Origin of the sequence: Methylobacter sp. (genome assembly GCF_023227905.1) — a bacterium.
GTDB lineage: Bacteria > Pseudomonadota > Gammaproteobacteria > Methylococcales > Methylomonadaceae > Methylobacter_A.
Genome location: NZ_JALOCF010000038.1, coordinates 21,809 through 45,762, shown reverse-complemented (window position 1 = coordinate 45,762; position 23,954 = coordinate 21,809). Strand labels below are relative to the sequence as shown.

Below are 23,954 nucleotides of genomic sequence, written 5' to 3'. Positions count from 1 at the left end.
TTTCCCGAAAGCGCGCCGGGCAATTTCACCTGGAATGCCGACATGCAAAAATGGGTGATGACCGTCTTCCACGATTACCAGTGGGATTTGAATTACAGCAATCCCGAGGTGTTCATTGAAATGCTCGACATTATCCTGTTTTGGGCCAATCAGGGCGTCGATGTGCTGCGTCTCGACGCTGTCGCCTTCCTGTGGAAAAAAATCGGCAGCTCCTGCCAGAACGAGCGCAATGCGCATCTGATTCTCCAATTGATGAAGGACTGCTGCCAGGTAAGCGCTCCCGGCGTGTTGTTTATTGCCGAAGCGATCGTCGCGCCGGTTGAGGTCATCAAGTATTTCGGCGAAGACGCCATTATCGCTAAGGAATGCGAAATCGCCTACAACGCCACGTTAATGGCCTTGCTGTGGGACGGCATTGCCACCAAAAATGCCAAACTGCTTTATCAAGGACTGCAAAACCTGCCCGCCAAACTGGAACGGGCAACCTGGCTAAATTATGTGCGCTGCCATGACGATATCGGCTTCGGTTTCGATGACAACGATGTCCGGGCGGCCGGCTATGAGCCTTTCGCGCACCGAAAATTTCTGGTCGATTATTTCAGCGGTCAATTTAAAGAATCTCCGGCCAGGGGGATGGCGTTCATGTGCAACGACGTAACCGGAGACGCGCGTATTTGCGGTTCGCTGGCGTCCTTGGCGGGACTGGAAGCAGCTGCGGAAAGCGGCGATTCGGCCCTGATATTAGCCGCGGTCAATAAAATCCTGTTACTGCATAGCGTGATTTTGTCTTTCGGCGGCATTCCGCTGCTTTACAACGGCGATGCGCTGGGCGTCGTCAACGACTACAGTTATCGCGACGACCCCAGTAAAAGCGGCGACAATCGCTGGATTCACCGGCCCAAGATCAATTGGGAAAGGGCCGAATTGCGAAAAAAACAAGGCACGGTGGAATACAGTCTGTTCAGCGCGTTGAAAAAAATGATCGCTATCCGCAAGGAAACGACTGCGTTCGCCGATTTCAACAACCGCGAATTACTTGACGTCGATAATGAGCATTTGCTCTGTTTTATCCGCTTCAATCATTTGCGGCCGTCGGAAAGAGTCCTGGTGGTTGCCAATTTCGACGCCAACCCCCAGTATCTTGACCTGGATGTCATCAGTGGCCGGGGCATTAATCTTTACGGCCAGTTCGTCGATTTATACAGCGGCAGAAGTCCCACCCAGTACGATCGTCGGATCGTTTTGCAGGCTTATCAATTTTATTGGTTAACGGAAATATGAGCTGATTGGTCCGCCCCGGATTTGTTTAGTCCCACGCGCCAGAGACTGTGAAAGTATTATCAAAATCAGTTTAAAAACCTATTCACCACGAAGGCACGAAGGACACGAAGTTTTATTTCTTCGTGTCCTTCGTGCCTTCGTGGTGAATGCTTTTGCTTTTGTTCTAAAACGAATACTTTCACAGTCTCGCCAAGTTATGACTATCAAGCTAACGGTTGTGCATTTCCAGCGGTTGGAGTGCAAGGCTGGCCTTGCACTGTGGTGCGGTTAGTACAAGGCCAGCCTTGTACTCCATTTGGGCTTAACTTTAATAGCAGTGACGCAACGCATGCAGTTGTCGGCAACCGCTCCCTGCGTCGCTCGACTCAGCGCAGCAACAGCAGCGGCTTTTTGGTGGTCGTCAGCATCTTGGCGGTAAAGCTGCCGAGCAACAGGTCATGAAGGCGGGTGTGACTGAAGGCACCCATCACGATCATATCGATAGCGTGTTTGTCCTGATATTCACAAAGCAGTTGATCGGGTTTGCCCAGTAATATTTTGCTAATTACTTCAATGCCGCCGGCGTTTGTCAGTTTGTCGGCAACCGGCTGAAGTAATTGTTCGGTCGCTGTCGCGTCTTTGCTGACATAAACCAGATGGCAGGTCAGGCCTTTATACAGCGGGCTGGTAGCGACCATGTCGATAGCTTTGTCCGCCGCTTTACTGCCGTCGTAAGCAATCATGATGCGCTGCGGCGCTTTGAAGGCTTCATTAACCACCAGGATAGGTTTATGCAATGAGCGGATGATGGACTCAAGTTTTGCGCCTATTTTGTCCGGCTGGTTTTCATGTACTTTGCCCCGAATACCGATGACCAGCACGCGGATGCTCTCTTCAAGCTCGATCAGCGATTCAACCAGGCTGCCGTGGCGCTGGTTGCTGTCGGGGTTGGCGATGCCGGCCTGGATAACCCGGTCTTTGGCGGCTTGCAGCAACAGCTTGCCTTGCTGTAATCGCAACTTGCTGCGCTGCTGTTCGACGGCAGTCAGTTCTTCAAGCAACTGCTCCTGGCTGCCCAAGCCGATGTTGCCGGACAAATCCATGGTTGCGGCAGTCTCGGGATGGTGATCGATGACATGCAGCAGCTTTAATGGCGCATCGACGCGTTGCGCTATCCAGGCGGCGTAATCGCAGACCGCTTCACTGAGAATCGAACCGTCGATGCATGCCAGAACTCTATTGGTATCAGTCGTCATTAATGGCCTCCCATAACTTTTTCAATTTCTTCGGGTTTATCGTGTATGCCGAAGCGGTCGACGATGGTGGCAGTGGCTTCGTTCATGCCGATTACCTCTACGTCCGCGCCTTCGCGCCGGAACTTGATCACGGCCTTATCCAAGGCAGTCACCGAGGTGATATCCCAAAAATGGGCGCGGTGCAGGTCGATCACCACTTTATCGACGGCTTCCTTAAAATCGAAAGCCGCAATGAACTTGCCCGACGAATTGAAGAAGATTTGCCCGACGACGCGATAAGTCCGGGTGCTGTTCGCTTGGTCCAACTCAGACTCGACATACATGAAATGGCTGATTTTGTTGGCGAAGAATAACGACGCCAGCAGCACGCCGACGAAAACACCGAACGCCAGGTTATGCGTCCAGACCACAACAATCACGGTCGCCAGCATCACTATATTGGTGGAGATCGGGTATTGCTTGAGGTTGACGATAGAACTCCAGCTGAACGTGCCGATCGAGACCATGATCATCACCGAGACCAAGGCGGCCATCGGGATTTTGGAAATCCATTCGTCCAGGAACACCACCATGATCAACAAAAAGCTTCCGGCAATTAAGGTGGACAAGCGTCCGCGTCCGCCGGATTTGATATTAATAACGGATTGCCCGATCATCGCGCAACCGGCCATGCCGCCGAGCAATCCGGCGCCGATATTGGCAAGTCCCTGGCCTTTGCACTCGCGGTTTTTGTCGCTGGTCGTGTCGGTTAATTCATCGACGATGGTCGCGGTCATCAACGATTCCAGCATGCCGACGACGGCCATCGGAATCGAATAAGGGGCAATGATTTTTAAGGTTTCCAGCGTCAACGGCACCTCGGGCCATAAAAATACCGGCAGCGTGTCGGGCAACTCGCCCATGTCGCCGACCGTGCGGATGTCCAGCTGCCAATAAAGGGCGATCCCAGTCAAAACGATAATGCAGACCAGCGGCGAAGGCAGGGATTTACCGATCACCGGAAGATACGGAAACAGGTAAATGATCCCCAGTCCGCCCGCGGTCATCGCGTACACATGCCAAGTCACGTTAGTCAGTTCCGGCAGCTGCGCCATGAAGATTAGTATCGCCAGGGCATTGACGAAACCCGTGACCACCGAGCGGGACACGAAGCTCATCAGGCTGCCGAGCTTCAGGTAACCGGCGATGATTTGCAGCATCCCGGTCAGCAGCGTGGCCGCCAGCAAATATTGCAGGCCGTGCTCCTTGACCAGCGTCACCATCAACAAGGCCATCGCCCCGGTCGCCGCCGAAATCATGCCCGGCCTGCCGCCGACAAACGCGGTAATCACCGCAATGCAGAACGAGGCATAAAGCCCGACTTTGGGATCGACCCCGGCAATAATCGAAAAGGCAATGGCTTCGGGAATCAGCGCAAGGGCAACGACCAGACCGGCCAACACATCGCCTCGGATGTTGCCGAGCCAGTCCTGTTTTTTCGATAAAAAGAGCATTTCAGTCCAGTAAATTAAAAACGGCCATGTGGGAACATAGCCGGAGAGTGTCAAAAATTATATAACTATTCAGCCTATTGGTGCCCACTCATCTAATGTTCAAAGCCAGCTTTGAACTTCGATAACACGCTTTCGGGAGTTCAAAGCTGGCTTTGGATACTCACAGAATCGGCTTTGTGATTAAAAAAGAGATACCCTTACCCATTGAGCATCAAATGGGCATAAATACTGATGATATAACCCAGCAAGATAACCGGCATCCACTTAAGATGGCCCACAAACGTATAAAAGCCTTTGCCTTGTCCCATTAACGCAACGCCGGCGGCCGAGCCGACCGATAGCAACGAGCCGCCGACACCGGTGGTCAGGGTAATCAACTGCCATTGGGCGGTATTCATTTCAGGATGCATGCTCAGCACCGAAAACATCACCGGAATGTTATCGATAACCGAAGATAAAATGCCTAATATGATATTGGCCTGGGTCGGCCCCATATCGACGTACAGCGTGTGCGACATCAGGTCGAGGTAACCGATGAATTGGAGCCCGCCGACCGCGAACACCACGCCAAAGAAAAACAGTAACGTATCCCACTCCGAATCGCGCACGCAATTGAAAATGTCGTAATGGCCTTCAAATGCATTCGATATTGAAAAGTGGTAACTCAACATCATTAAAAATGACAGCCCGACCATCATGCCCATAAAAGGCGGGATAAATAAATACTGCTCCCCGAGAATCGCGAAAACAATCGTCAGGATAAAGAAAGCCATGATTCGCTTGGCGCCCGTTTTAAGCCGAACCTTTTCTTTTTGTTTAGCGACCGGTGGCAATGTGTTAGGTACAAAAAATTGCATGCAGAGCGCAGGTACGGCGAAATTCAGTAAAGCAGGGATAAACAGCTGGAAGAATTCGATGAAAGGCACACGGCCCGACTGCCAGACCATCAGCGTGGTAATGTCGCCGAAGGGACTGAACGCCCCGCCCGCATTGGCCGCCACGACAATATTGATGAAACTGAGATTAACAAAATTTTTGGCATCTTTATCGGCGAATGCCATCACCACTGCCCCGACCAATAAGGCCGTGGTCATGTTATTGGCAAAAGAAGACAGGAAAAAGGCGATGATGCCGGTAATCCAGAACAGTTGCCGATAGCTGAAATGTTTGTTGCTTAACCAGCTTCGCAATACTTCGAAGACGTTCCTTTCCGTCATCGCATTGGTGTAGGTCATCGACACCAGCAAGAATAACAACAGCTCCGCATAGTTCATCAAATCGTGCATCAGTCTGCCTCTGATGGCTTCGCGATCATAGCCGTTTTGAATCGCCAGGTAAGCGGCCAATATCCAGATAAACCCCGACGCCATGATGACCGGTTTGGATTTTCTTAGGCCGGTAAATTCCTCGGTCATCACGAAACCGTAAGAAATAACGAACATCGCCAAACAAACGATACCGATCATTGAGCCGGTCTGCCCGAGCATCGGGGTTAACTCAGCGGCTTGGGCGGGTAAAGTGAAAAAAAGCAATAAAGCAATAGATAGTTTATGCATTGAGTTGTTCACAAGTTATTGTCGGAAAAAGCCAAAATTGAAAGCGGATAATACCGGCTATATTAGTCGATAATTACTTTCATTTTACTGTCAACCGGTAACGTTCGCTAAGGAAGCGCTGAACAAATCGATTTCGCTCATGGTTCGCTAAGCTCTCAATGAACTAAACCAACAACTTACCGTTCGTCATGAGCCTGCCGAAGGATTTAATCAGCGCCTCCCTCATAGAATCTTGTATCTAATTGATAAGCGCCAATACCCGTTTTGTGAAGCTAAAACTTCGCCCTCGGCGGACTCATTTGAAAATTGGGAAGCAGTGCAAGCTTAAGCCTTTTTGCCGGGTCAATTGCCCTATCCTGTTCATAGGAAAATCCCTTGCATGGCAAGCCAGGGTTTAACGAACAAAAATAACAGCCCGGCCGCGCCGCAAGCAGCGATGACCGGAATCACACCCGCCTTGTAACGGAGCAATGCCAGCAACGCACCCGTCCCGATCAACGCGGCAATACCGTCGAAACGGCCTTCAAAACCTTGCGGCCAAAACACATGCCAGGCAAAGAACACCGCGAGATTCAAAATCACGCCGACTACGGCAGCGGTAATTGCCGACAGCGGCGCGGTGAATTTTAAATTGCCGTGGGTCGATTCGACCAGCGGGCCGCCTGCCAGGATGAACAGGAAACTGGGCAGGAACGTGAAATAAGTCACGACAGCGGCCGCGGCCACACCGCCTGTTAATAACGCATCGGGGCCGAACGGCAACTGGCTCCAGCCGCCCAGGAACCCGACGAAAGTGACGATCATGATCAGCGGGCCGGGCGTGGTTTCGCCGAGCGCCAAACCGTCGATCATTTGCGTCGCGCTCAGCCAATGGTAATGTTCGACCGCGCCCTGGTAGACATAGGGCAAGACCGCATAAGCGCCGCCGAAAGTCAGCAGCGCGGCTTTGGTGAAAAACCAGCCCATCTGCGTCAGCGCGCCGTTCCAGCCATATTGCCCGCACAGCAAGCCCATCACGCCGCCCCACAAAATCAACCCGGTTGCCGCGATTTTAACCAGGTGAAGCCAACAGAACCGGGCATGATCCGGCGTCGGCGTATCGTCATCAATCAGAGCAGGGCCAAAGCTTTGCTTGGCCGCTCCATGGCCGCCGCCGACCGCAAATTTGTCGGGGACGATTCGCCCGCCGATGGCTCCGAGACAGGCCGCGATCAATACGATCAACGGGAACGGTGCATGCAATGCGAAAATGGCGACAAAAGCCAACGCCGCAAGCGTCCACAGCAAGCTGTTTTTTAAAGCGCGCGAGCCGATGCGATAAGCTGCGAACAGCACGATGGCGGTGACGGCGGGTTTGATACCGTAAAGCGCGCCGGCCACCGCCGAAACCTGACCGAAGCTCAGGTAAACCCAGCTGAGCAGGATCAGCAGGAACAGCGACGGCAGGATAAACAACAGTCCCGCAATTACGCCGCCCCAAGTGCGATGCATCAGCCAGCCGAGATAAACCGCAAGTTGCTGCGCTTCAGGGCCTGGCAACAACATGCAGTAATTCAGCGCATGCAGGAAGCGCTTTTCCGAGATCCAGCGCCGCCGCTCGACCAATTCCTGATGCATGATCGCGATCTGTCCGGCAGGGCCGCCGAAGCTAATAAAGCCGAGTTTGAGCCAGAAGCGGAAAGCTTCGCCGAAGCTCACGGGTTGCGGTCGTTCCATGGGATTTTCCTTCGATCAGGTGTGGATGGGATTTTACCTCGTTCCCACGCGCTGCGCGGGAACGAGAAAGAAACAAGATTGACTGAGTACTAGATTCGCCTCCGGTTAATGGAGATTAAGCTCTTTAGCCGCAATCAGCAGCTCGTCGATAAAGTGCTGCGTGTATAAAGGCAGGTAGTTGTTTTTCAGATAAGCGATTTTGGTTCTTGAGCTGGGGATCAGATGCGATAAATCCCGCGCCACCAGATCCTGATCCATCGCCTGGTCATAGGCCATACCGGCAATAATGCCGACGCCCATCCCCAAGCGGACGTAGGTCTTGATCACGTCGGTATCGGCGGCGGCCAGGATAATATCCAGTTCCATGCTGGTGTTTTTAAACGCGGTCTCGATATTTGAGCGTCCGGTAAAACCGAAACTGTAGGTGAGTATCGGATATGAGGCGAGCCGTTCAAGAGAAATGTCGCCCTCGCTTAACGCATGGTTTTGCGTCACTACCGCCGAATGATGCCATTCATAACAGGGTTTGACGACCAGGTCGGCATCCTCGCCGATTTTTTCAGTGCAGATGGCAATATCCGCTTTCCGGGCGTGCAGTTTATCAATCAACTGCTCGGGCGACGCTTCAATCATATAAATCCTGACACCGGGATATTTTTCCCTGAAGCGCAGGATAGGCTTCGGTAAAAAATACTTGGCCTGGGTGTGCGTGGTCGCAATGTGCAGCACGCCCTGATTGCTGTCGACATAATCGGCCGCGATGGTCTGAATATTTTTTTTGGCCATGTTAATGGTTGCGACTTCTTCCATGATGCGCTGCCCCAAGGAAGTCAAACCTATCAGTTTTTTGCCTTGGCGTTCATAGATCGGCGAACCCAGCTCCGCCTCAAACAGTTGCAACTGCCGGCTGACCGCCGACTGCACGATGTGCATTTTCTCTGCCGCTTTTGAAAGGCTGAAATCGTTTTCCTGAAGCACGCGAAGCAGTTCGATTTGGCTTAAGTTCATTTAATGGGGCGTTCCTTGTTTAAAATATCAGATAGCGTGGAGCAGTACGATTTCTCATCGGCATCGAATTAAAGCATAAAACCACGAAGACACGAAGAACACGGCGTTTTAGAGGGGATTAAATACGGTGATTTGTTATTTGCTCTGTCATGCACGTTGATTAGAGTGGGCGTGCTGCGCGCCTTACGCTGACTATTGTTTTTTGACCTGATAATTACCCTCGTTTCCACGCAGTGCGTGGAAACGAGATGAATTTTTTACCTTCGTGCTCTTCGTAGTTAATTGTTTACGGACTTTCCGTCTAAGCGGGTGCGTAATGTAGCCCGGCAACCTCGGCTAATGAAACCAATGTGCATGGCGTATGCGCAGATCCACCTTGTCGCCTCTGTTCAGGTGCAAGCGCTTGAACTGGTCATTGGGCATCTCTGCATAAACGCTCACCGCCGGATTACTGGCGCTGTTGACCAGCTCGATGCGGATCAGGGAGCCCAGATGCTGCCAGTCTTTTAGCGTTACAAACGCGTCGCTGTCAGCCGTCGGCTTCTCAATGACGATGTCATGAGGGCGGACATGGGCGATTTTGCCTTGCTGCGGCGTCAACAGTCCCGCTGTTTGCAGCCAGTCGTTATCTTGCTGGCCCAGATCAAAGATATTGGTCTGCCCGATAAAACGGGACACGAAAGCATTGGCCGGATGATCGTAAATATCGCTGGGCGAACCTTGCTGTTCGATGCGTCCGTGGTTGAGCACCACAACCTGGCTGGCGACTTCCATGGCTTCTTCCTGGTCATGGGTGACAAAAATACTGGTGACGTTCAAGTCGTGATGCAAATTACGCAGCCATTGGCGCAAATCCTTGCGCACACTGGCATCCAGCGCGCCGAACGGTTCGTCCAGCAACAGCACGGAAGGTTCCACGGCCAGGGCGCGTGCCAAGGCAATACGCTGACGCTGGCCGCCGGACAGTTGATCGGGATAACGGTCATGCAGCCAGTCCAGTTGCACCAGCTCCAATAACGCATGGACTTTTTTTGTTATGTCCGCATCACTGAGCCTCTCCCGTCTAGGCTTGACTCTTAAGCCGAACGCCACGTTCTCAAATACGCTCATATGCCGGAACAAGGCGTAATGCTGGAACACAAAACCGATCTGGCGGTTTTTGACCGGTTTGTCGGTGACCTTATCGCCTTTCAAGAAGACATCGCCCTGATCGGCCTGTTCCAGACCGGCAATAATGCGCAGCAAAGTGGTTTTGCCGCAGCCGGAAGGCCCCAATAAGGCGACTAATTCGCCTTCTGGAATGTCAAGGTTGATATTGTCCAGCGCGGTAAACGCGCCAAAATATTTACTGAGGTGATTTACGCTAATGCTCATGGGATTTCTCTAAATATTTTAAATTCAGTTGAACGATGAAAGGCACAAGGTTAAAGGCGAAAGAGGAAAACATTCTCTGTCCCGCTCACCTCTTTAGCCTTGTGCCTTTAGCTTTTTATCTTGATTTTGCTTCCATTCCAGCACGGTCTTAAACACCAGCGTCACCACGGCCAAGGCTGCCAGTAGCGAAGCGCCCGCGAAGGAGCCGACAAAATCGTATTCGTTGTAACTGACTTCGACATGCAGCGGCAGCGTGTTGGTCAGTCCGCGGATATGGCCGGACACCACCGAGACGGCGCCGAACTCGCCCATCGCCCTGGCGTTACACAGCAACACGCCATTCAGCAGGCCCCATTTGACGTTCGGGATAGTGACTTTGAAAAAGGTTTGCCAGCCGCTGGCGCCTAGCGATAAAGCCGCTTCCTCTTCTTCATGGCCGATTTCCTGCATCAGCGGAATCAGCTCTCTGGCAACGAACGGGAAGGTCACAAACAAGGTTGCCAAAATAATCCCCGGCACCGCGAAAATGATCTTGATGTCATGCTCGGAAAACCAAGGCCCCAGCCAGCCTTGCGCCCCGAAAATCAGCACATAAATCAAACCGGCAATCACCGGCGATACCGAAAACGGCAGATCGATCAGCGTGGTCAGCAGGCTTTTGCCGCGAAAGTCGAAACGGGCTATCGCCCAAGCGGCGGAAACGCCAAACACGGTGGTCAGCGGCACCGTGATTAATGCAATCAACAGCGTCAGCCTCATCGATGCCAGCGCGTCGGGGTGCATAAGGCTGTAACTGTAGGCCGTCCAACCCTTGGCAAAAGCCTCAACCAGCACGGTCAGCAGCGGCAACACCAGAAACAAGCCGATAATGCCCAGCGTGAGTCCGATCAAGGCGTATCGAACCCAGTCTGGATCCGACAGCGTCAGCTTTTTTGAAGCGATAAAAGAAGGGGCGGAAATGGCATTCATCACAAAGCTCTCATAGTTGTCCCGAACGGCGGCGTACCCACCATTGCAGTCCGTTAATCAGTAACAGCAACAGAAACGACAAAATCAGCATGGTCAAGCCGATCGCGGTTGCTCCGGGATAATCGTATTGTTCCAGTTTGGTGATAATTAAAAGCGGCACGATTTCAGAGATATACGGCATATTGCCGGCAATAAAGATCACCGAGCCGTACTCGCCGACGCCACGCGCAAATGCCAGCGCAAAGCCGGTAATGGTGGCCGGCAGGATATTGGGCAGAATCACTTTGACAAACGCTTGCAAACGCGTCGCGCCAAGACTGGCGGCGGCTTCTTCCATCGTGGTGTCGAATTCCTGCAACACCGGCTCGATGGTGCGCACCACAAACGGTAAGCCGATGAAAATCAACGCGAACACGATGCCCAGCGGCTTGTAAGCAATTTGTATTCCGGTGCCGTCCATCACCAGCTTGCCGACCCAACCGTTGGGTTCGTAGATCGCTGCCAGCACGATACCGGCCACGGCGGTCGGCAAGGCAAACGGCAGATCGATCAGCGCGTCGAACAGACGCTTGCCGGGAAACGTATAGCGCACCAGCGACCAGGCGATGATAAAGCCGAACACCGCAGCCACGGCGGCGGCAATCAGCGATGCGCCGAAGCTGAGCCGAAACGAAGCCAGTACACGCTGATTAGTCAGTATCGCCCAGTACTCGTCGAGGCTCAGCTGGAACGTTTTCAGCAGCATCGCGCTGAGCGGAATCAGCACGATCAGCGCCAGATAGACCAGGGTAAAACTGATGGCCGGGCGAAATCCCGGCATGATGTTACTTTGCGGCATATCAATTATCTTTTATTAGGTTGACCTGCATCTTTAGAATTTGGAGTGCAGGCTTCGCCTGCTATGCAAAGCTTGCACTCCTGTTACCCGATGGGTTAACGCAAAAGTCGTCAACCCATCTGCACGCAGTTTTAAGGCGCGTAAATTTGATCGAAATAGCCGCCGTCATTGAAATGCTCTTTTTGAACTTGCGCCCAACCGCCGAATCGTTCATTGACGGTGAACAATTCCAATTTTGGAAAACGTTTCAAGTCTTCAGGATCGGCGTGTTCAGGTTGATAAGGACGGTAAAAATGCTTAGCAACCAGTTTTTGCCCAACCGGCGTATACAAATATTGTAAATAGGCTTCCGCTAAATCCTGGGTGCCATTCTTTTTGACAATTTTGTCGACAACGGTTACCGGGGTTTCCGCTTTAATGCTGACCGGCGGCACCACGATCTCAAACTCACCGGCACCGTATTCCTTAAGCGCCAAAAACGCTTCGTTTTCCCAGGTAATCAGCACGTCGCCGATACCGCGCTGGATAAAGGTGGTCGTGGAACCGCGTGCGCCCGAATCCAAGACCGGCACATTCTTGAAAATTTTCTTCACAAACTCCTTGGCGGCATCCTTGCTGCCGTAAGCCTTTTCTCCGAACGCCCAGGCCGCCAGATAGTTGTAACGCGCGCCGCCCGAGGTTTTAGGGTTGGGGGTAATTACCGAGACGCCTTCTTTGGCCAGATCGTCCCAATTTTTAGCTGCCTTGGGATTGCCGTGGCGCACCAAAAACACAATGGTCGAGGTGTAAGGCAAACTGTTGTTTGGCAAACGGCTCTGCCAATCTTTAGGCAACACGCGAGCCCGTTCGGCAATTTGATCGATGTCGTAGGACAACGCCAGAGTAACTACGTCGGCTTCCAATCCGTCGATTACCGCCCGGGTCTGCTTACCTGCGCCGCCATGAGATTGCTGAACATTAACGTCTTCCCCGGTTTTGTCTTTCCAGTATTTAATAAACTCTTTATTGAAGTCTTGATACAGTTCCCTGGTCGGGTCGTATGACACGTTGAGAATGGTTCTGTCCGCCAAGACTGCGCCGCTTGAAAGCAGGGTTAGTGCGAACAGCAGGTGTTTTAAGGGTTTGGTGAATTTCATGGTTTCTCCTTAATGGAAGATGTTTTATTGGTGTTGCCGCATCGATTTAATAGGCGTCATACCGATTCGCATGACTGTCATGGTAGTCAAATTAACTGGACAATAAAAACGATATATTTAGATAGCATTATCTAAAAATTAGATACATTAATGCTTGAAAAACTCTCTCCCGTCTGACATCTGGAACAGGCTCAAAATCAGTCGGGGTTGATATTTTCAGACAGAGGCATAAAGGGCGACCGGCCGGTCGCCCCTACAATAGTCACATCGCTTGGATGACGATTCGCAACGTGATTCCCAGCCAAGCGGTGAATAACTAAATCAACACAACATTTTGAATTGTTTCGTGTCGCCTACTTTTGGCTTTCGTGATTTTTGTGGAAAAATTGCCGTTTTCAGGTTTACTTTGGCTTGCCGTCGCCAAACGCATTCAGGTTCACTTCGAAGTAGAAGAAGTTGCTGGCCTCGCTGGTGAAAGGGCCGCTGGCTCTCGCCTGAGACTTGGTAAAATCACCCGGCTCAAAACGGGCATAACTCAAACTCCAATCGACATACGGATTAATCTTGTGGCGCATACGGATGTCGAGCTCATGTCCCAGGAAACTGCCGCTCCTGCCCGTGGTATCCCTCAGGTTAGCCCTGTTCCAGGCCTCGGTTTCGCTTTCCAGCCAGAACGCGCCATAACCGACGTCGAGGCGGACTTCGTTATACGGGGTAAATTCCAACCTGGCTTTGGGCGCATGTACGTTATCCCAGGAGAAATAATCGTTGCGCGACCACGGCTGGTTGAAGCCGTAAAACGCATCGAAACGTTCGTTTGAACCGCTGGAAGCATTTCTGTTGGGATCCTTATCACCGGTACCGAAGCCGTAATACAGACTGGCGCGTGGCTTCCAGTCATGGTCAAAGGTATAACCGGATTCCAGCGAGTAAGCCAGGGCATCATGCTGAAGATTAAGCTGCGTCGGTACGCCCGCTCTGGTGTAACCAAACCGGCCAAACTGTTTGTTGATGTCGGCATCGAAATCAAAGCCGCTGTCGCCGAACAAACCGTAAACCCGCAAGCCCGGCGCATATATATCCATATCATTCTTGCGGTTGGCAGCAACACTGTTATAAGGATCACCATTGGTCTTGCGACCGATAAAGTATGGCTGGATGGTGATAAAATCCGACCACTGGCGCAGATTCAGTACGCCCCCATAAATCCAGGTATCCTCATCGGGTCGGTCGAAATCATATTTCCGCCGTTCAACTGGTTGTAATGCGAAGGTATCCAAATGCCAGTTGTTTTGCTTTTTGCCAAATTGGACACGAAAACCCTCGAAGTTGTTGGTGGTGTTACGGAACTGGTTGTTGCCCACCAGACGCCGATCCAGCAATTCCAAAGCTTGGCGACCGGCGCGGATGCTTAACGGCCGGTTATGCCCGAGCACATTGTCGAAATACAACTCGGCGTAGCCCTGGATCAATTCAAATTCGTTGATATCGGCATCAGTCCTTTCATACAGGCCGTTGTAACTGCGAGCGTCTTCAAACTCCACCGCAAAGCGCAAGGGGTCAAGAATATCTTTTACCCCGATATAACCTCGGGTTCTCAACAGCCACAGATTGTCAGGATCGTTGCGAAAAGTCGTCAGCGTAGCGCCGGTTGTGGGATCGGTTCTGCGCCGGTAATCGTTTTCCCGGTACTCATAGCGGGTACGAAAATCCAGGCCCACATCCAACCATTCCACATCGCGGAACTGCTCGAACTGGGTCTTGCTCAAATTCCGCACATAAGCCGGCGGATCGGTGTCCGGTTCGACGCGATAGCCTTTGGTTTTGCGGTAATAATCCTCGGCGCTTGCCAGGCCGGGCAACGCCAGCAGCAGGCCCAGAGCGCCGGTTGCCGACACGGTATTAACGAAATTGCGCTTCATATGTTCACCTAAAGTTTTATTATCTCTGTCAGTTACAGTAACTTCCGGTGATCCGGTCGGTTTGTATTTATGTTGTAGTAATGTCTTCGCCGTTTTTTACGGTAGAAATTTATAACTATTTTTTATTATCAAAGCGCAATTTCTCCTTACGCTCGATTTGTACAACCTTGCCTTCGTGAATAATAATTTCAATCGAACCAAACCTAATGTCCTGCAAAATATCGGAAATCTGAGTTGCAATTTCAGACATTCTCGGTTCTCGGTGCGTACTTTCCAATTTAAGCGCCATGCCAATGCTCCTGATGGTAAAACTTGTCGTTTATGTTGGCGGAAATTTTAAGGAGGATTTAATATTTAATAAAACGACATTATTAGATGCACATATCTAATAAAAAGATATTTGGATTGCCTCTGAATCGCTCTTGAATCTGCCATAAGGCGCAGCATGGGAAAGAATACGAAGCAAAGCCGAAATAAAAATTTCGTAATTTGGCTTGATGGGAGGTAAAAACGTTGTTTGTGCTAGCGATGAATCGGCTCGCACAAACGAGTTAAATCAGCAACATCGGCTAAGATCAGCCATGCCTGTGATGCAATCCGATCAGATTGTATTGGATTCCAGAAACTCCGCCAATTGCGCGCTGGTAAGCCTAAGCCGCTGACTCAGGGCACGGGAGATATTCCAGATAATTTTAAACGCCAGGGAAGGATGCTTGTCAGCCAAAATCAGCATGCTCGATTTGTCTAATGACAAGAAAACCGTTTCCTTTTCTGCGCGGGCAGTCGCCGATCGGGGCTGTGTGTCAATGACTGACATTTCGCCGAACGTACGTCCGACTCGCAGGGTGGAAATCAGTTTATTATTTTTATAAACGCCAATCGCACCCTTGATAATAATTCCCATCGAAGAGCCCATTTCACCTTCTTTATAAATCACCGTGCCTTTGGCTGCGGCGTAAGGCTTAAAATAATAGCTGATGGCTTGCAGCTGCTCCCATGAAAAATCCTCTCCCCAATGTGAAGCATCTAATATATGCGCATTGGATTCCAGCGTATTTTCAATGGCTATCAATTTTGGAGCGTTGGATTCAATCATACTTACACGGGTTGTCCGGTTACACTTTACAAAATGATAGCATCTAAGCCTTGCAAATTTTATAAAAACACACGGCTTTAGCCAAATAGGCTACTCGCTGATAAATGCATGCTCGCCAGCTCACCGCCAGGTTGACCATAGCCTTCACACGATACTGTTAATTAACGAGACCTCATTCGCTAATCAGTTTGAATTCATGCCTTAAAATGCGCGGCTGTCCGCATTTCTGGTGCCTTTTCTCACAATTGAGCTTATTATATCGGCTATTATTGCCATGAGGCTCCATCTGCTCATGCTTAACACAATGATTTATGATAACACCGATGAAACCTTATAAATTATTACTGCTTTTGCTGCTAAATCCAGTCATCTTAGGCTGCGGGCAGCCTGGCCCTCTTTATTTGCCGGGACAACCGGCGCCGATTCATGTAGAACCGGAACCCGCTCAAAAGCCCCAACCTAAGCCCGAAGAAAACAAATAGCCATGGATTATTTTAATTACCGAAACGACGAGCTTTTCGCCGAAGACGTCGCCGTGCAGGATATCGTTTATAAATACGGCAGCCCTTGCTACATCTATTCAAGAGCTACGCTGGAGCGGCATTGGAATGCTTTTGACCGGGCTTTTGGCGAACAGCCGCATTTAATCTGTTATGCCGTAAAGGCTAATTCCAATATTGCGATACTTAATCTGCTGGCGCGTTTAGGCTCGGGCTTTGATATTGTGTCTCTGGGTGAGTTGGAACGGGTTATTACCGCCGGCGGCGATCCTAAAAAAATCGTGTTTTCCGGCGTCGGCAAGCGCGAAGATGAAATTCTGGCGGCCTTAAAAATCGGCATACGCTGTTTTAATATTGAAGTCAGCGGAGAGCTGGACCGTATTAACAGGCTGGCGAGACAGTTGGGTGTTATTGCGCCGGTGTCTTTTCGGGTAAACCCCAATGTCGATGCCAAGACCCACCCCTATATTTCCACGGGATTGAAGGAAAATAAGTTCGGCATAGACATTCAGCAGGCCCTGACCGAATATCGCCGCGCGGCAGCCATGCCCCATATCAACGTGACCGGCATAGACTGCCATATCGGTTCGCAACTGACCGAAACCCGGCCTTTTCTGGATGCGCTGGATAAGATTCTGGATCTGGTCTCAGCGCTTGAAGCCGAAGGCATTAAGCTGCATCACCTGGACCTGGGCGGGGGCCTCGGCATTTGTTACAAGGATGAACGGCCGCCTGAACCGGCCGAATATATTCAGGCGATTTTGGCGCGCCTTGGCAAAACCGATTTCGAGATTTTATTGGAACCGGGCCGCGCTATCGTCGGCAATGCCGGCATTCTGGTGACCCAGGTTGAATACCTTAAACCGACCGATCATAAGAATTTTGCCATCGTCGATGCGGCCATGAATGACCTGGTGCGTCCTTCTTTATATAGTTCTTGGCAGAATATTATCCCGGTCAACCTGAAAAGTAACGCGGCAGAAACGACCTGGGACATCGTCGGGCCGGTCTGCGAAACCGGCGATTTTCTGGGTAAAGAACGGCCGCTTAAAATCGCTGAGGGCGATTTGCTGGCGATCCGTTCGTCCGGCGCCTATGGCTTTACCATGAGTTCGAACTATAATTCCAGACCGAGACTGGCCGAGCTGATTGTTGACGGCAACAACCTGCATGTCATCAGGGAAAGAGAAACGATTGCTCAACTTTGGGCCGGTGAGCATTTGTTGCCCTAAGGCTTTATAAAACAATTACATTTACCCCAAATAAGCACCGACTAAATGATCAACTTCACTAAAATGCACGGCCTCGGCAATGATTTTGTGGTCATTGACGCCATCAATCAGCAGATAGCCTTAGCACCCGAACAAATCCGGCAACTATCTGACCGGCACTTCGGCATAGGCTTTGATCAACTGCTGTTGGTCGAAAAAGCGATAAACGCCAATGCCGACTTCAAATACCGGATTTTTAATGCGGATGGCGGAGAAGTCGCTCAATGCGGCAACGGCGCACGCTGCTTTGCTCGCTTTGTACGCGATAAAAAATTATCGACCAAGAATGAAATCCGCGTCGATACCAATTCAGGCCAATTAGTGCTGCGTTTTGATGCCGACAACCTGATCACCGTCAATATGGGCGTTCCAAGGCACGCACCCGCTGAAATCCCCTTGCTGGCGGAGGAAGAATCCCGGTTTTATACAGTGCTGGTTAACGATACTGAAAAAGCCTTTGGCGCCGTTTCAATGGGCAATCCACACGCCGTTCTTCAAGTCTCGGATGTTAAAACCGCGCCGGTAGCTGAACTGGGCAAGGCATTGGAAAGCCATGCTTTTTTCCCGGAACGGGCGAATATCGGTTTTATGCAGGTTGTGGATCGTCAACATATAAAATTGCGCGTTTACGAACGCGGCGCTGCCGAAACCCTGGCTTGCGGCAGCGGCGCTTGTGCCGCCGTGGTCGTCGGCATTGAACACCATCTGCTGGATCCTACTGTCAGCGTTGATCTGCCTGGCGGAACGCTAACCATCAACTGGACTGGCCGCGGCGAACCGGTGTTAATGACAGGACCTGCCATTTCTGTTTTTGAAGGACAAATAACGCTATGAACGAACATCCTCCGGTAATTGCTCCCAACCTAACTCTTCTTTCTGATCCGGAAGGAATACCGGAAACAAGCGCGGCCATGCCGTCGGAACTCACTTCAAGCCAGGTCGCAGATTATCTGCGAAAGCACCCCGAATTCTTCCATGAACACTTGAGTTTGCTGGAGCACATGAGCATTCCTCATCCTACCGGCAGTGCGGTTTCCCTGATTTCCAAACAGCTGGAACTGTTTAGAAGCCGCCATCATGATATGGAAAACCAACTCACTGCGCTGATAGAAATCGCCAGAGATAACGATACCTCTCACAACCGTATGCACAAACTGACTCTGGCGCTGCTGGATGCGACAACGCTGGAAGAAGCCGTTGCCAACCTTGATGCCGTGCTATCGGAATATTTTTTGATCGATTTTGTTGCGGTACGCATCATTAAATACAATCCGGATACCGCCATTACCAATCTGTTTATTGAACCGGACAGCAAGGATCTGGAACCGTTTGCCAGCGAACTGGCCAGCCATAAGCCCAAATGCGGTCGACCCACTATAGCCCAGGCCAGAGTCTTATTCGGCGAGTTGGCGTTTGAAGTAAAATCCTGCGCCATTATCCCCCTGGCCTTTACCGAACTGGACGGCATTCTGGCAATCGGCAGCCGGGAAGAAGGCCGGTTCCATTACAGCATGGGCAACCTGTTTTTAAACCAAATGAGTGAAATCATAGGTACCCGGCTGATCACCTTGTTGCAACAACGTTAGCAGCATGCATCCTGATGCTGAACTTATGCTGGCTGATTTTTTCAAGCAGCTCACCTTTGAAGTTCGCGCCTCGGAACATACCGTAAAAAGTTATCAGCGGGATATTAAGCAGCTATCCCGCTACTGTACAGACAAGGCCATATCTCACTGGGCCGACCTGACGCACACGGATATTCGCTCCTACATAGCCGGCCGACACAGAAAAGGCCTGAGCAGCAAAAGCCTGCAACGCGAGCTGTCCGCTATTCGCAGTTTCTATAACTACCTGTTAAAACAAGGCCATGTCAGCATCAATCCGGCCCAACATATCCAAGCGCCCAAACAAGCCAGAAAACTGCCTAAAACGCTGGATGTCGATCAGTTGTCCGGCTTGCTGGAAGCCGGGGCAAGCTCACCTCTTGAAATCCGCGACTTGGCCATGTTCGAATTATTCTATTCATCCGGCCTGCGGCTGAGCGAATTGTCGGCGCTCGATTTAACCGACCTTGACTTGCCGGACAGCACCTTGACTGTGCGCATCGGCAAGGGCGGTAAATCGAGAGTATTGCCGATAGGCAGCAAAGCCGTTACAGCTATCAAGAACTGGCTGCAACAGCGGGCCGTAACAACCGCCGCCACTGAGCCCGCTTTGTTTGTTTCAACGCGCGGAACCCGGCTCGGCCAGCGCAGCATTGAATTAAGGCTGGAACAGTGGTGCAAGAAAAAAGGCATTGCCGAACATATCCATCCGCACATGCTAAGACACTCCTTCGCCAGCCATTTACTTGAATCCAGCCAGGACTTGAGAGCCGTTCAGGAACTGCTCGGACACAGCAATATCAGCACGACCCAGATCTACACTCATCTGGACTTTCAGCATCTGGCTGAAATCTATGATAAAGCGCATCCAAGAGCCAAAAAAAAACCTTTATAACAGCTTGCGCCATAAGCAAATAATAAAAAAACCTGCTACCATGTAGCTAATTTTTCATATGAAAGCAGCGGGGGAAATATTGTTCGCCTCCGCAAAAAACCTCTTTACGGGACTTCGAAAATGGCGGCAAACGATACACTGAACGATATAAAATCAAAAGGAATACTCTGGGGCTTTAGCGTTTTCGCTCTTACTGTAATAGTCATTCTGGTGTTCTTGGGCACTTGGTGGGGCAGAGAACCGGATCAGTTTAATGTTCTAGACGAAGCCGTCAAACGCGCAGAAGAAACCCACTCCACTGAGAATATGCCCGTCGGCTATGTCTATACCAATACCCTGGCCCATATCGCCGAGGTTCTGTTGCATAAAAGTGGTGGTTATATCACTAACGACGTCGCGCCTCCGGGCGTACTTCTCGACAACATTTCCAACTGGGAATATGGCGCATTAGTCATGCTGCGCGACGCCACGTCGGCATTAAGAAACCATTTTGCCCGGGACCAGTCGCAATCGGCTGAAGACCCGGATCTGGCGGTCGCCGAACCCTATTTCTATTACGAAAACGACTCATGGGCTCTGCCGTCAACGGAAGCCGAATATCAAAAAGGCGTCGAGGCCCTGCATAAGTACATGGAACGTCTGCAAAAATACGGAGGCCCAATCAAAAAAGCGCAATTTTATTCCCGCGCCGATAACCTATGGCAATACACTGAAGTTGTGATTAAACGTCTGGGCGGGCTTTCCACCCGTTTGACGGCAAACAGCACCAGCGGCAGCGGCAACTACGGCCCCGGATTAACTGAGCTTGAGCGGGAAGCCGCCGACGAGAAAGGCACCGCCATCGCGCCGGTATCCTGGCTGGAGATTGACGACGTGTTTTATGAAGCGCGCGGTGCAAGCTGGGCGTTGCTGCATATCCTTAGAGCCGTCAAACATGACTTCGAAGATATCTTATTGGATAAGCGCGCGATGCGAACCGTCGATATCATGATCAAGGCGCTGGAAAATGCCTTAACCCCTATTTTAAGCCCGATGATTTTAAACGGTAGCGGCTACGGCCTTTTCGCCAACTATTCCTTGTCGATGGCAAATTATATCGCTCGCGCAAATGCCGCGGCACTTGACTTGCGCGACATTATGAACCGAGGTTAATTACGATGGATGAACAAATCAACTACAACTTGACACAAATCAGCACCTGGAAAAGAATTTTCTTCATGCTGATTTTTGCGGCTATCGGCGGACTGGTCAGAATGCTGCTGTGGGCCGTTATTATCCTGCAGGTAGCATCAACGCTGCTGACCGGCAAAGCTAACGTCAACATTCTTAATTTCGGACGCAGCCTTTCCGTTTATACCTACCATATTCTGCTGTTCCTGACTTTCAATACCGAAACCCTGCCCTTTCCTTTTTCCGACTGGAATATGACCGCAGAATTGGAATTGCCGGAATCGAAAGACCCCGCAAAATAACACAGAATGAACTCTACCCGCAAAATCATTCATATTGATATGGATGCCTTTTTTGCGGCCATAGAGCAACGCGATTTTCCACAATACCGCAACAAGCCGCTGATCGTCGGCGGCACCCCGGACTCTCGCGGCGTAGTGGCGACCTGCAGCTATGAAGCGAGAAAATACGGTATCCATTCGGCAATGCCTTCGGCTCATGCTTACCGTTTATGCCCCCAGGCTATCTTTGTAAAGCCCCGTTTTGAGGCTTATCAAAACGCGTCAATGGCCATTCGAAGAATTTTTGCCGAATATACCGAGCTTTTTGAACCCTTGTCGCTGGACGAAGCTTATCTGGATGTCAGCCATGTCAATTTACACCAAGGCTCTGCCACATTAATCGCCAAAGCCATTAAAGCGGCGATCAAGCAGGAAACCCAGCTGATCGCTTCGGCGGGCGTCTCTTATAACAAATTCCTCGCTAAAATTGCCTCGGATATCAATAAACCGGACGGCCTTTATTTAATCCCCCCTGAACAAGGCGCAGACTTTGTCGCGCAACTTCCGGTAGAAAGGTTCCATGGCATAGGCAAGGCAACTTCGCTAAAAATGCACTCGCTGGGCATCAAGACCGGCAAGGACTTAAAGGAACTGCCGCTGGAAATGTTGCAGCACCATTTCGGGAAGGCTGGGCTACATTACTACAGTATTTCAAGGGGTATAGACAATCGCCCCGTCAATAATTACCGGATCAGAAAATCGGTAGGCGTGGAAATTACTTTTCAACAGGATATTAAGGTTAAACAGGATGTCATTGCGCATTTACAAACCCTGCTGGAAAAGGCATTAAGCAAAGTCGCCGAAAAACAATTGGCCGCCCACACCCTGACCGTAAAAATCAAATATCACAATTTTGTGCAAATCACCCGCAGCCGGACACTGCCGCATCTCATCACGGCGGAACCGGCCCTAAGCGTTATATTTGAAGACTTATTGAAAGACACCGAGGTTGGCAGGCGCAATATCCGCTTATTGGGCGTTACCTTGTCATCTCTGGCAAGTAAGTCCGGCCAGACTCATTTCCGGCAAATGGATTTATTTAGCGATTGATAAGCAGGATAGAGTAACCGGCAGTTAATCGTCGTTTTCCTGTTCATCGTCAAACTCTGCGTCATCATCCGCCTCGCCTTCAACCTTAAATAACTCTTTCAGCTGACGATATAACAGGCGGGAAGATTTGGGCGGTTTATTGGCTTCGGCTTCTTTTTGAGCATTGCGCAATAATTGTCTTAATAGCTGCCTGTCGGCATGAGGCTGTTCATCCAGTAATTCCGTCAAAGCGTCATTACCCTCGGCAATCAGCCGATCCCGCCAACGTTCAGCAGTATGATGCTCCCTGACGGCGTGGGCGCTTTTATTTTTGATTCGCGCCAGCTTCTCTAAAATAGGCTCCACCTCTATCTTATGGAGCTGGCCGGCAATAAATTTCAGCAGCCGTTTTCTTGCGCCCTTATGAGGCATTCCGGATACTTCTACAACGGCTTTATGAATGACGTCAGGAAGCTCAAGGGTTTTTAATTGCCCTGGCGATAACTCAGACATCTCTTCGCTTATAGCAAAAAGCGCCGCCATATCTTTTTTTATCTGTGTTTTATTAGGCCGGATTGCGTAATATTCGACTTCCTCATCATCGTATTCGTACTCGTATTCTTCACTCATTTCATATCAAACCATTGCAATTAAAAAACAACAAATAAAACCAATATTCCTCGGCACGCCGCTACACTGCTTCTGCATAACATCATAGGGATGTGGATTATACAGCCGTAAAGCGCCTACTGTTGGTACTCTACCTTCTGGTCGTGTTCAATTCAATTTTGCTATTCTGATTATTCCATTGCAGCCTCTAAAACCACATCCAGAAGATCATCGGCAAAACCGGTAGATTCCGCCAAGCTTGCTGGGTTATTTTACAGTATTTTTAATCGGCCTGTTTTGTGTGGCAATGATTACGGTTTTATCGTCCCTCAGACTCTATCCTCAAGCACAAACGCCTTGAGAGATGAATGCGGCAACTCATGTTAGCGTTTTTGCGGTGGAATTTTATTGTGATGCTATAAATCGAATATACAAGTTGAAATAATCGCATAAAACCATGAGCCACAAACGAAAAAACCGGCAGTCTCTCATCAGAAACTGCCGGTCATGTGGAATTGCTGTTAATGATTTATTTGGTTTTTTCGGTTTTTTTCTCAATGTTTTCTTCTACTTTTTTGTCTGCCTTTTGATCAGCAATTGCCGCATCAGTTAACAGGATATCGCTTTTGATTTTTTCGACAGTTTTCGCACCGATTCCATCAACATTAACCAAATCTTCCGCTGTTTTGAATCCACCTTTCGCTTCCCTGTACTTGACAATGGCTTCGGCTTTTTTCAAGCCTATGCCTGACAAGGCGTCTCCTATTGTTTTTGCATCGGCGGTATTAATATTTACGGGTGAGGCAATGGCACTAAATGAGCAGAAAGCGGCAAATACTACGACTAATAATCTTTTCATTTTTAATTTCCTATTTTAAAAATTATACGACTTATGATTTGAGAATAGTCTT

22 protein-coding genes are annotated in these 23,954 nt (G+C 50.3%); 8 read left to right on the top strand and 14 right to left on the bottom strand.

From position 1 onward, the window contains the following. A partial coding sequence (locus tag M0R47_RS14785; RefSeq protein ID WP_292556174.1) for an alpha-amylase family glycosyl hydrolase occupies positions 1–1,281 on the top strand: 1,281 nt, incomplete at its 5' end. 365 nt (positions 1,282–1,646) lie between these two features. Here the strand turns inward: M0R47_RS14785 and M0R47_RS14780 are convergent. The 12 genes from M0R47_RS14780 to M0R47_RS14725 all read right to left on the bottom strand — a co-directional run bounded on the left by M0R47_RS14780 (position 1,647) and on the right by M0R47_RS14725 (position 15,624). Then, positions 1,647–2,516 (bottom strand): universal stress protein, encoded by an 870-nt coding sequence (locus tag M0R47_RS14780; RefSeq protein WP_292556173.1) that lies wholly within the window; start codon positions 2,514–2,516, stop codon positions 1,647–1,649. Then, the gene (locus M0R47_RS14775; RefSeq protein WP_292556171.1) at positions 2,516–4,009 is read right to left on the bottom strand and encodes a SulP family inorganic anion transporter; all 1,494 of its coding nucleotides are present in this window, start codon (positions 4,007–4,009) and stop codon (positions 2,516–2,518) included. Before M0R47_RS14775 ends, M0R47_RS14780 begins: the two co-directional genes overlap by 1 nt. 197 nt (positions 4,010–4,206) lie before the next feature. Next, positions 4,207–5,565 (bottom strand): sodium:proton antiporter NhaD, encoded by a 1,359-nt coding sequence (nhaD, locus tag M0R47_RS14770; RefSeq protein WP_292556169.1) that lies wholly within the window; start codon positions 5,563–5,565, stop codon positions 4,207–4,209. A gap of 360 nt (positions 5,566–5,925) precedes the next feature. Further along, positions 5,926–7,281 (bottom strand): chromate efflux transporter, encoded by a 1,356-nt coding sequence (gene chrA, locus M0R47_RS14765; protein WP_292556167.1) that lies wholly within the window; start codon positions 7,279–7,281, stop codon positions 5,926–5,928. A 105-nt stretch (positions 7,282–7,386) separates the two neighbouring features. Further along, the gene (locus M0R47_RS14760) at positions 7,387–8,289 is read right to left on the bottom strand and encodes a LysR substrate-binding domain-containing protein (protein WP_292556165.1); all 903 of its coding nucleotides are present in this window, start codon (positions 8,287–8,289) and stop codon (positions 7,387–7,389) included. Positions 8,290–8,625: 336 nt separating this feature from the next. After that, on the bottom strand, positions 8,626–9,663 hold the full coding sequence (locus tag M0R47_RS14755) for a sulfate/molybdate ABC transporter ATP-binding protein (RefSeq protein WP_292556163.1): 1,038 nt from the start codon (positions 9,661–9,663) through the stop codon (positions 8,626–8,628). 93 nt (positions 9,664–9,756) lie between these two features. Continuing rightward, on the bottom strand, positions 9,757–10,632 hold the full coding sequence (gene cysW, locus M0R47_RS14750; protein ID WP_292556183.1) for a sulfate ABC transporter permease subunit CysW: 876 nt from the start codon (positions 10,630–10,632) through the stop codon (positions 9,757–9,759). 10 nt (positions 10,633–10,642) lie between these two features. Beyond that, positions 10,643–11,470 (bottom strand): sulfate ABC transporter permease subunit CysT, encoded by an 828-nt coding sequence (cysT, locus tag M0R47_RS14745; protein ID WP_292556161.1) that lies wholly within the window; start codon positions 11,468–11,470, stop codon positions 10,643–10,645. A gap of 131 nt (positions 11,471–11,601) precedes the next feature. Next, positions 11,602–12,606: a sulfate ABC transporter substrate-binding protein gene (locus M0R47_RS14740; RefSeq protein WP_292556160.1), complete on the bottom strand. Its 1,005-nt coding sequence runs from the start codon at positions 12,604–12,606 to the stop codon at positions 11,602–11,604. A gap of 401 nt (positions 12,607–13,007) precedes the next feature. Beyond that, positions 13,008–14,528 (bottom strand): alginate export family protein, encoded by a 1,521-nt coding sequence (locus M0R47_RS14735; RefSeq protein ID WP_292556158.1) that lies wholly within the window; start codon positions 14,526–14,528, stop codon positions 13,008–13,010. Positions 14,529–14,643: 115 nt separating this feature from the next. Then, positions 14,644–14,778, bottom strand: coding sequence for a DUF2292 domain-containing protein (locus M0R47_RS14730; protein ID WP_292556181.1), 135 nt, complete (start codon positions 14,776–14,778; stop codon positions 14,644–14,646). Positions 14,779–15,129: 351 nt separating this feature from the next. Next, positions 15,130–15,624 carry a cyclic nucleotide-binding domain-containing protein gene (locus M0R47_RS14725; RefSeq protein WP_292556156.1) on the bottom strand — a complete coding sequence of 165 codons (495 nt, stop codon included), beginning with the start codon at positions 15,622–15,624 and terminating at the stop codon, positions 15,130–15,132. Positions 15,625–16,108: 484 nt separating this feature from the next. Here M0R47_RS14725 and lysA point away from each other — a divergent pair, with 484 nt between their 5' ends. The 7 genes from lysA (at position 16,109) to dinB (ending at position 22,455) form a co-directional block, all read left to right on the top strand. Beyond that, positions 16,109–17,356 (top strand): diaminopimelate decarboxylase, encoded by a 1,248-nt coding sequence (gene lysA / locus M0R47_RS14720; RefSeq protein ID WP_292556155.1) that lies wholly within the window; start codon positions 16,109–16,111, stop codon positions 17,354–17,356. A gap of 45 nt (positions 17,357–17,401) precedes the next feature. Then, positions 17,402–18,229, top strand: a complete 828-nt coding sequence (gene dapF, locus M0R47_RS14715) for a diaminopimelate epimerase (RefSeq protein WP_366513229.1) — start codon at positions 17,402–17,404, stop codon at positions 18,227–18,229. A gap of 77 nt (positions 18,230–18,306) precedes the next feature. Then, entirely contained in the window at positions 18,307–18,981 is a 675-nt protein-coding gene (locus M0R47_RS14710) for a DUF484 family protein (RefSeq protein WP_292556177.1), read from the top strand. A gap of 4 nt (positions 18,982–18,985) precedes the next feature. Further along, positions 18,986–19,894: a tyrosine recombinase XerC gene (gene xerC, locus M0R47_RS14705; protein WP_292556153.1), complete on the top strand. Its 909-nt coding sequence runs from the start codon at positions 18,986–18,988 to the stop codon at positions 19,892–19,894. Positions 19,895–20,014: 120 nt separating this feature from the next. Then, complete coding sequence (locus M0R47_RS14700; RefSeq protein WP_292556151.1) at positions 20,015–21,046, top strand: DUF2333 family protein; 1,032 nt, start codon at positions 20,015–20,017, stop codon at positions 21,044–21,046. A 5-nt stretch (positions 21,047–21,051) separates the two neighbouring features. Further along, positions 21,052–21,366 carry a DUF4389 domain-containing protein gene (locus M0R47_RS14695; protein WP_292556149.1) on the top strand — a complete coding sequence of 105 codons (315 nt, stop codon included), beginning with the start codon at positions 21,052–21,054 and terminating at the stop codon, positions 21,364–21,366. 6 nt (positions 21,367–21,372) lie between these two features. Beyond that, positions 21,373–22,455 carry a DNA polymerase IV gene (dinB, locus tag M0R47_RS14690; RefSeq protein WP_292556147.1) on the top strand — a complete coding sequence of 361 codons (1,083 nt, stop codon included), beginning with the start codon at positions 21,373–21,375 and terminating at the stop codon, positions 22,453–22,455. Between the two features lie 24 nt (positions 22,456–22,479). Here dinB and yjgA read toward each other — a convergent pair whose 3' ends face one another. Further along, positions 22,480–23,064, bottom strand: a complete 585-nt coding sequence (gene yjgA / locus M0R47_RS14685) for a ribosome biogenesis factor YjgA (protein WP_292556146.1) — start codon at positions 23,062–23,064, stop codon at positions 22,480–22,482. A 508-nt stretch (positions 23,065–23,572) separates the two neighbouring features. Then, positions 23,573–23,902 (bottom strand): helix-hairpin-helix domain-containing protein, encoded by a 330-nt coding sequence (locus M0R47_RS14680; RefSeq protein WP_292556145.1) that lies wholly within the window; start codon positions 23,900–23,902, stop codon positions 23,573–23,575. Positions 23,903–23,954: the final 52 nt, after the last annotated feature.

What these genes read in the sequence shown, in the direction of transcription:
- dapF (WP_366513229.1), top strand. Translation starts at nt 17,402, where the DNA reads ATGATCAACTTCACTAAAATGCACGGCCTCGGCAATGATTTTGTGGTC.
- M0R47_RS14755 (WP_292556163.1), bottom strand. Translation starts at nt 9,663, where the DNA reads ATGAGCATTAGCGTAAATCACCTCAGTAAATATTTTGGCGCGTTTACC.
- M0R47_RS14710 (WP_292556177.1), top strand. Translation starts at nt 18,307, where the DNA reads ATGCCGTCGGAACTCACTTCAAGCCAGGTCGCAGATTATCTGCGAAAG.
- M0R47_RS14780 (WP_292556173.1), bottom strand. Translation starts at nt 2,516, where the DNA reads ATGACGACTGATACCAATAGAGTTCTGGCATGCATCGACGGTTCGATT.
- xerC (WP_292556153.1), top strand. Translation starts at nt 18,986, where the DNA reads ATGCATCCTGATGCTGAACTTATGCTGGCTGATTTTTTCAAGCAGCTC.
- dinB (WP_292556147.1), top strand. Translation starts at nt 21,373, where the DNA reads ATGAACTCTACCCGCAAAATCATTCATATTGATATGGATGCCTTTTTT.
- M0R47_RS14775 (WP_292556171.1), bottom strand. Translation starts at nt 4,009, where the DNA reads ATGCTCTTTTTATCGAAAAAACAGGACTGGCTCGGCAACATCCGAGGC.
- cysW (WP_292556183.1), bottom strand. Translation starts at nt 10,632, where the DNA reads ATGAATGCCATTTCCGCCCCTTCTTTTATCGCTTCAAAAAAGCTGACG.
- yjgA (WP_292556146.1), bottom strand. Translation starts at nt 23,064, where the DNA reads ATGAGTGAAGAATACGAGTACGAATACGATGATGAGGAAGTCGAATAT.
- M0R47_RS14760 (WP_292556165.1), bottom strand. Translation starts at nt 8,289, where the DNA reads ATGAACTTAAGCCAAATCGAACTGCTTCGCGTGCTTCAGGAAAACGAT.
- nhaD (WP_292556169.1), bottom strand. Translation starts at nt 5,565, where the DNA reads ATGCATAAACTATCTATTGCTTTATTGCTTTTTTTCACTTTACCCGCC.
- M0R47_RS14735 (WP_292556158.1), bottom strand. Translation starts at nt 14,528, where the DNA reads ATGAAGCGCAATTTCGTTAATACCGTGTCGGCAACCGGCGCTCTGGGC.
- chrA (WP_292556167.1), bottom strand. Translation starts at nt 7,281, where the DNA reads ATGGAACGACCGCAACCCGTGAGCTTCGGCGAAGCTTTCCGCTTCTGG.
- lysA (WP_292556155.1), top strand. Translation starts at nt 16,109, where the DNA reads ATGGATTATTTTAATTACCGAAACGACGAGCTTTTCGCCGAAGACGTC.
- M0R47_RS14700 (WP_292556151.1), top strand. Translation starts at nt 20,015, where the DNA reads ATGGCGGCAAACGATACACTGAACGATATAAAATCAAAAGGAATACTC.
- M0R47_RS14725 (WP_292556156.1), bottom strand. Translation starts at nt 15,624, where the DNA reads ATGATTGAATCCAACGCTCCAAAATTGATAGCCATTGAAAATACGCTG.
- M0R47_RS14695 (WP_292556149.1), top strand. Translation starts at nt 21,052, where the DNA reads ATGGATGAACAAATCAACTACAACTTGACACAAATCAGCACCTGGAAA.
- M0R47_RS14740 (WP_292556160.1), bottom strand. Translation starts at nt 12,606, where the DNA reads ATGAAATTCACCAAACCCTTAAAACACCTGCTGTTCGCACTAACCCTG.
- M0R47_RS14680 (WP_292556145.1), bottom strand. Translation starts at nt 23,902, where the DNA reads ATGAAAAGATTATTAGTCGTAGTATTTGCCGCTTTCTGCTCATTTAGT.
- cysT (WP_292556161.1), bottom strand. Translation starts at nt 11,470, where the DNA reads ATGCCGCAAAGTAACATCATGCCGGGATTTCGCCCGGCCATCAGTTTT.
- M0R47_RS14730 (WP_292556181.1), bottom strand. Translation starts at nt 14,778, where the DNA reads ATGTCTGAAATTGCAACTCAGATTTCCGATATTTTGCAGGACATTAGG.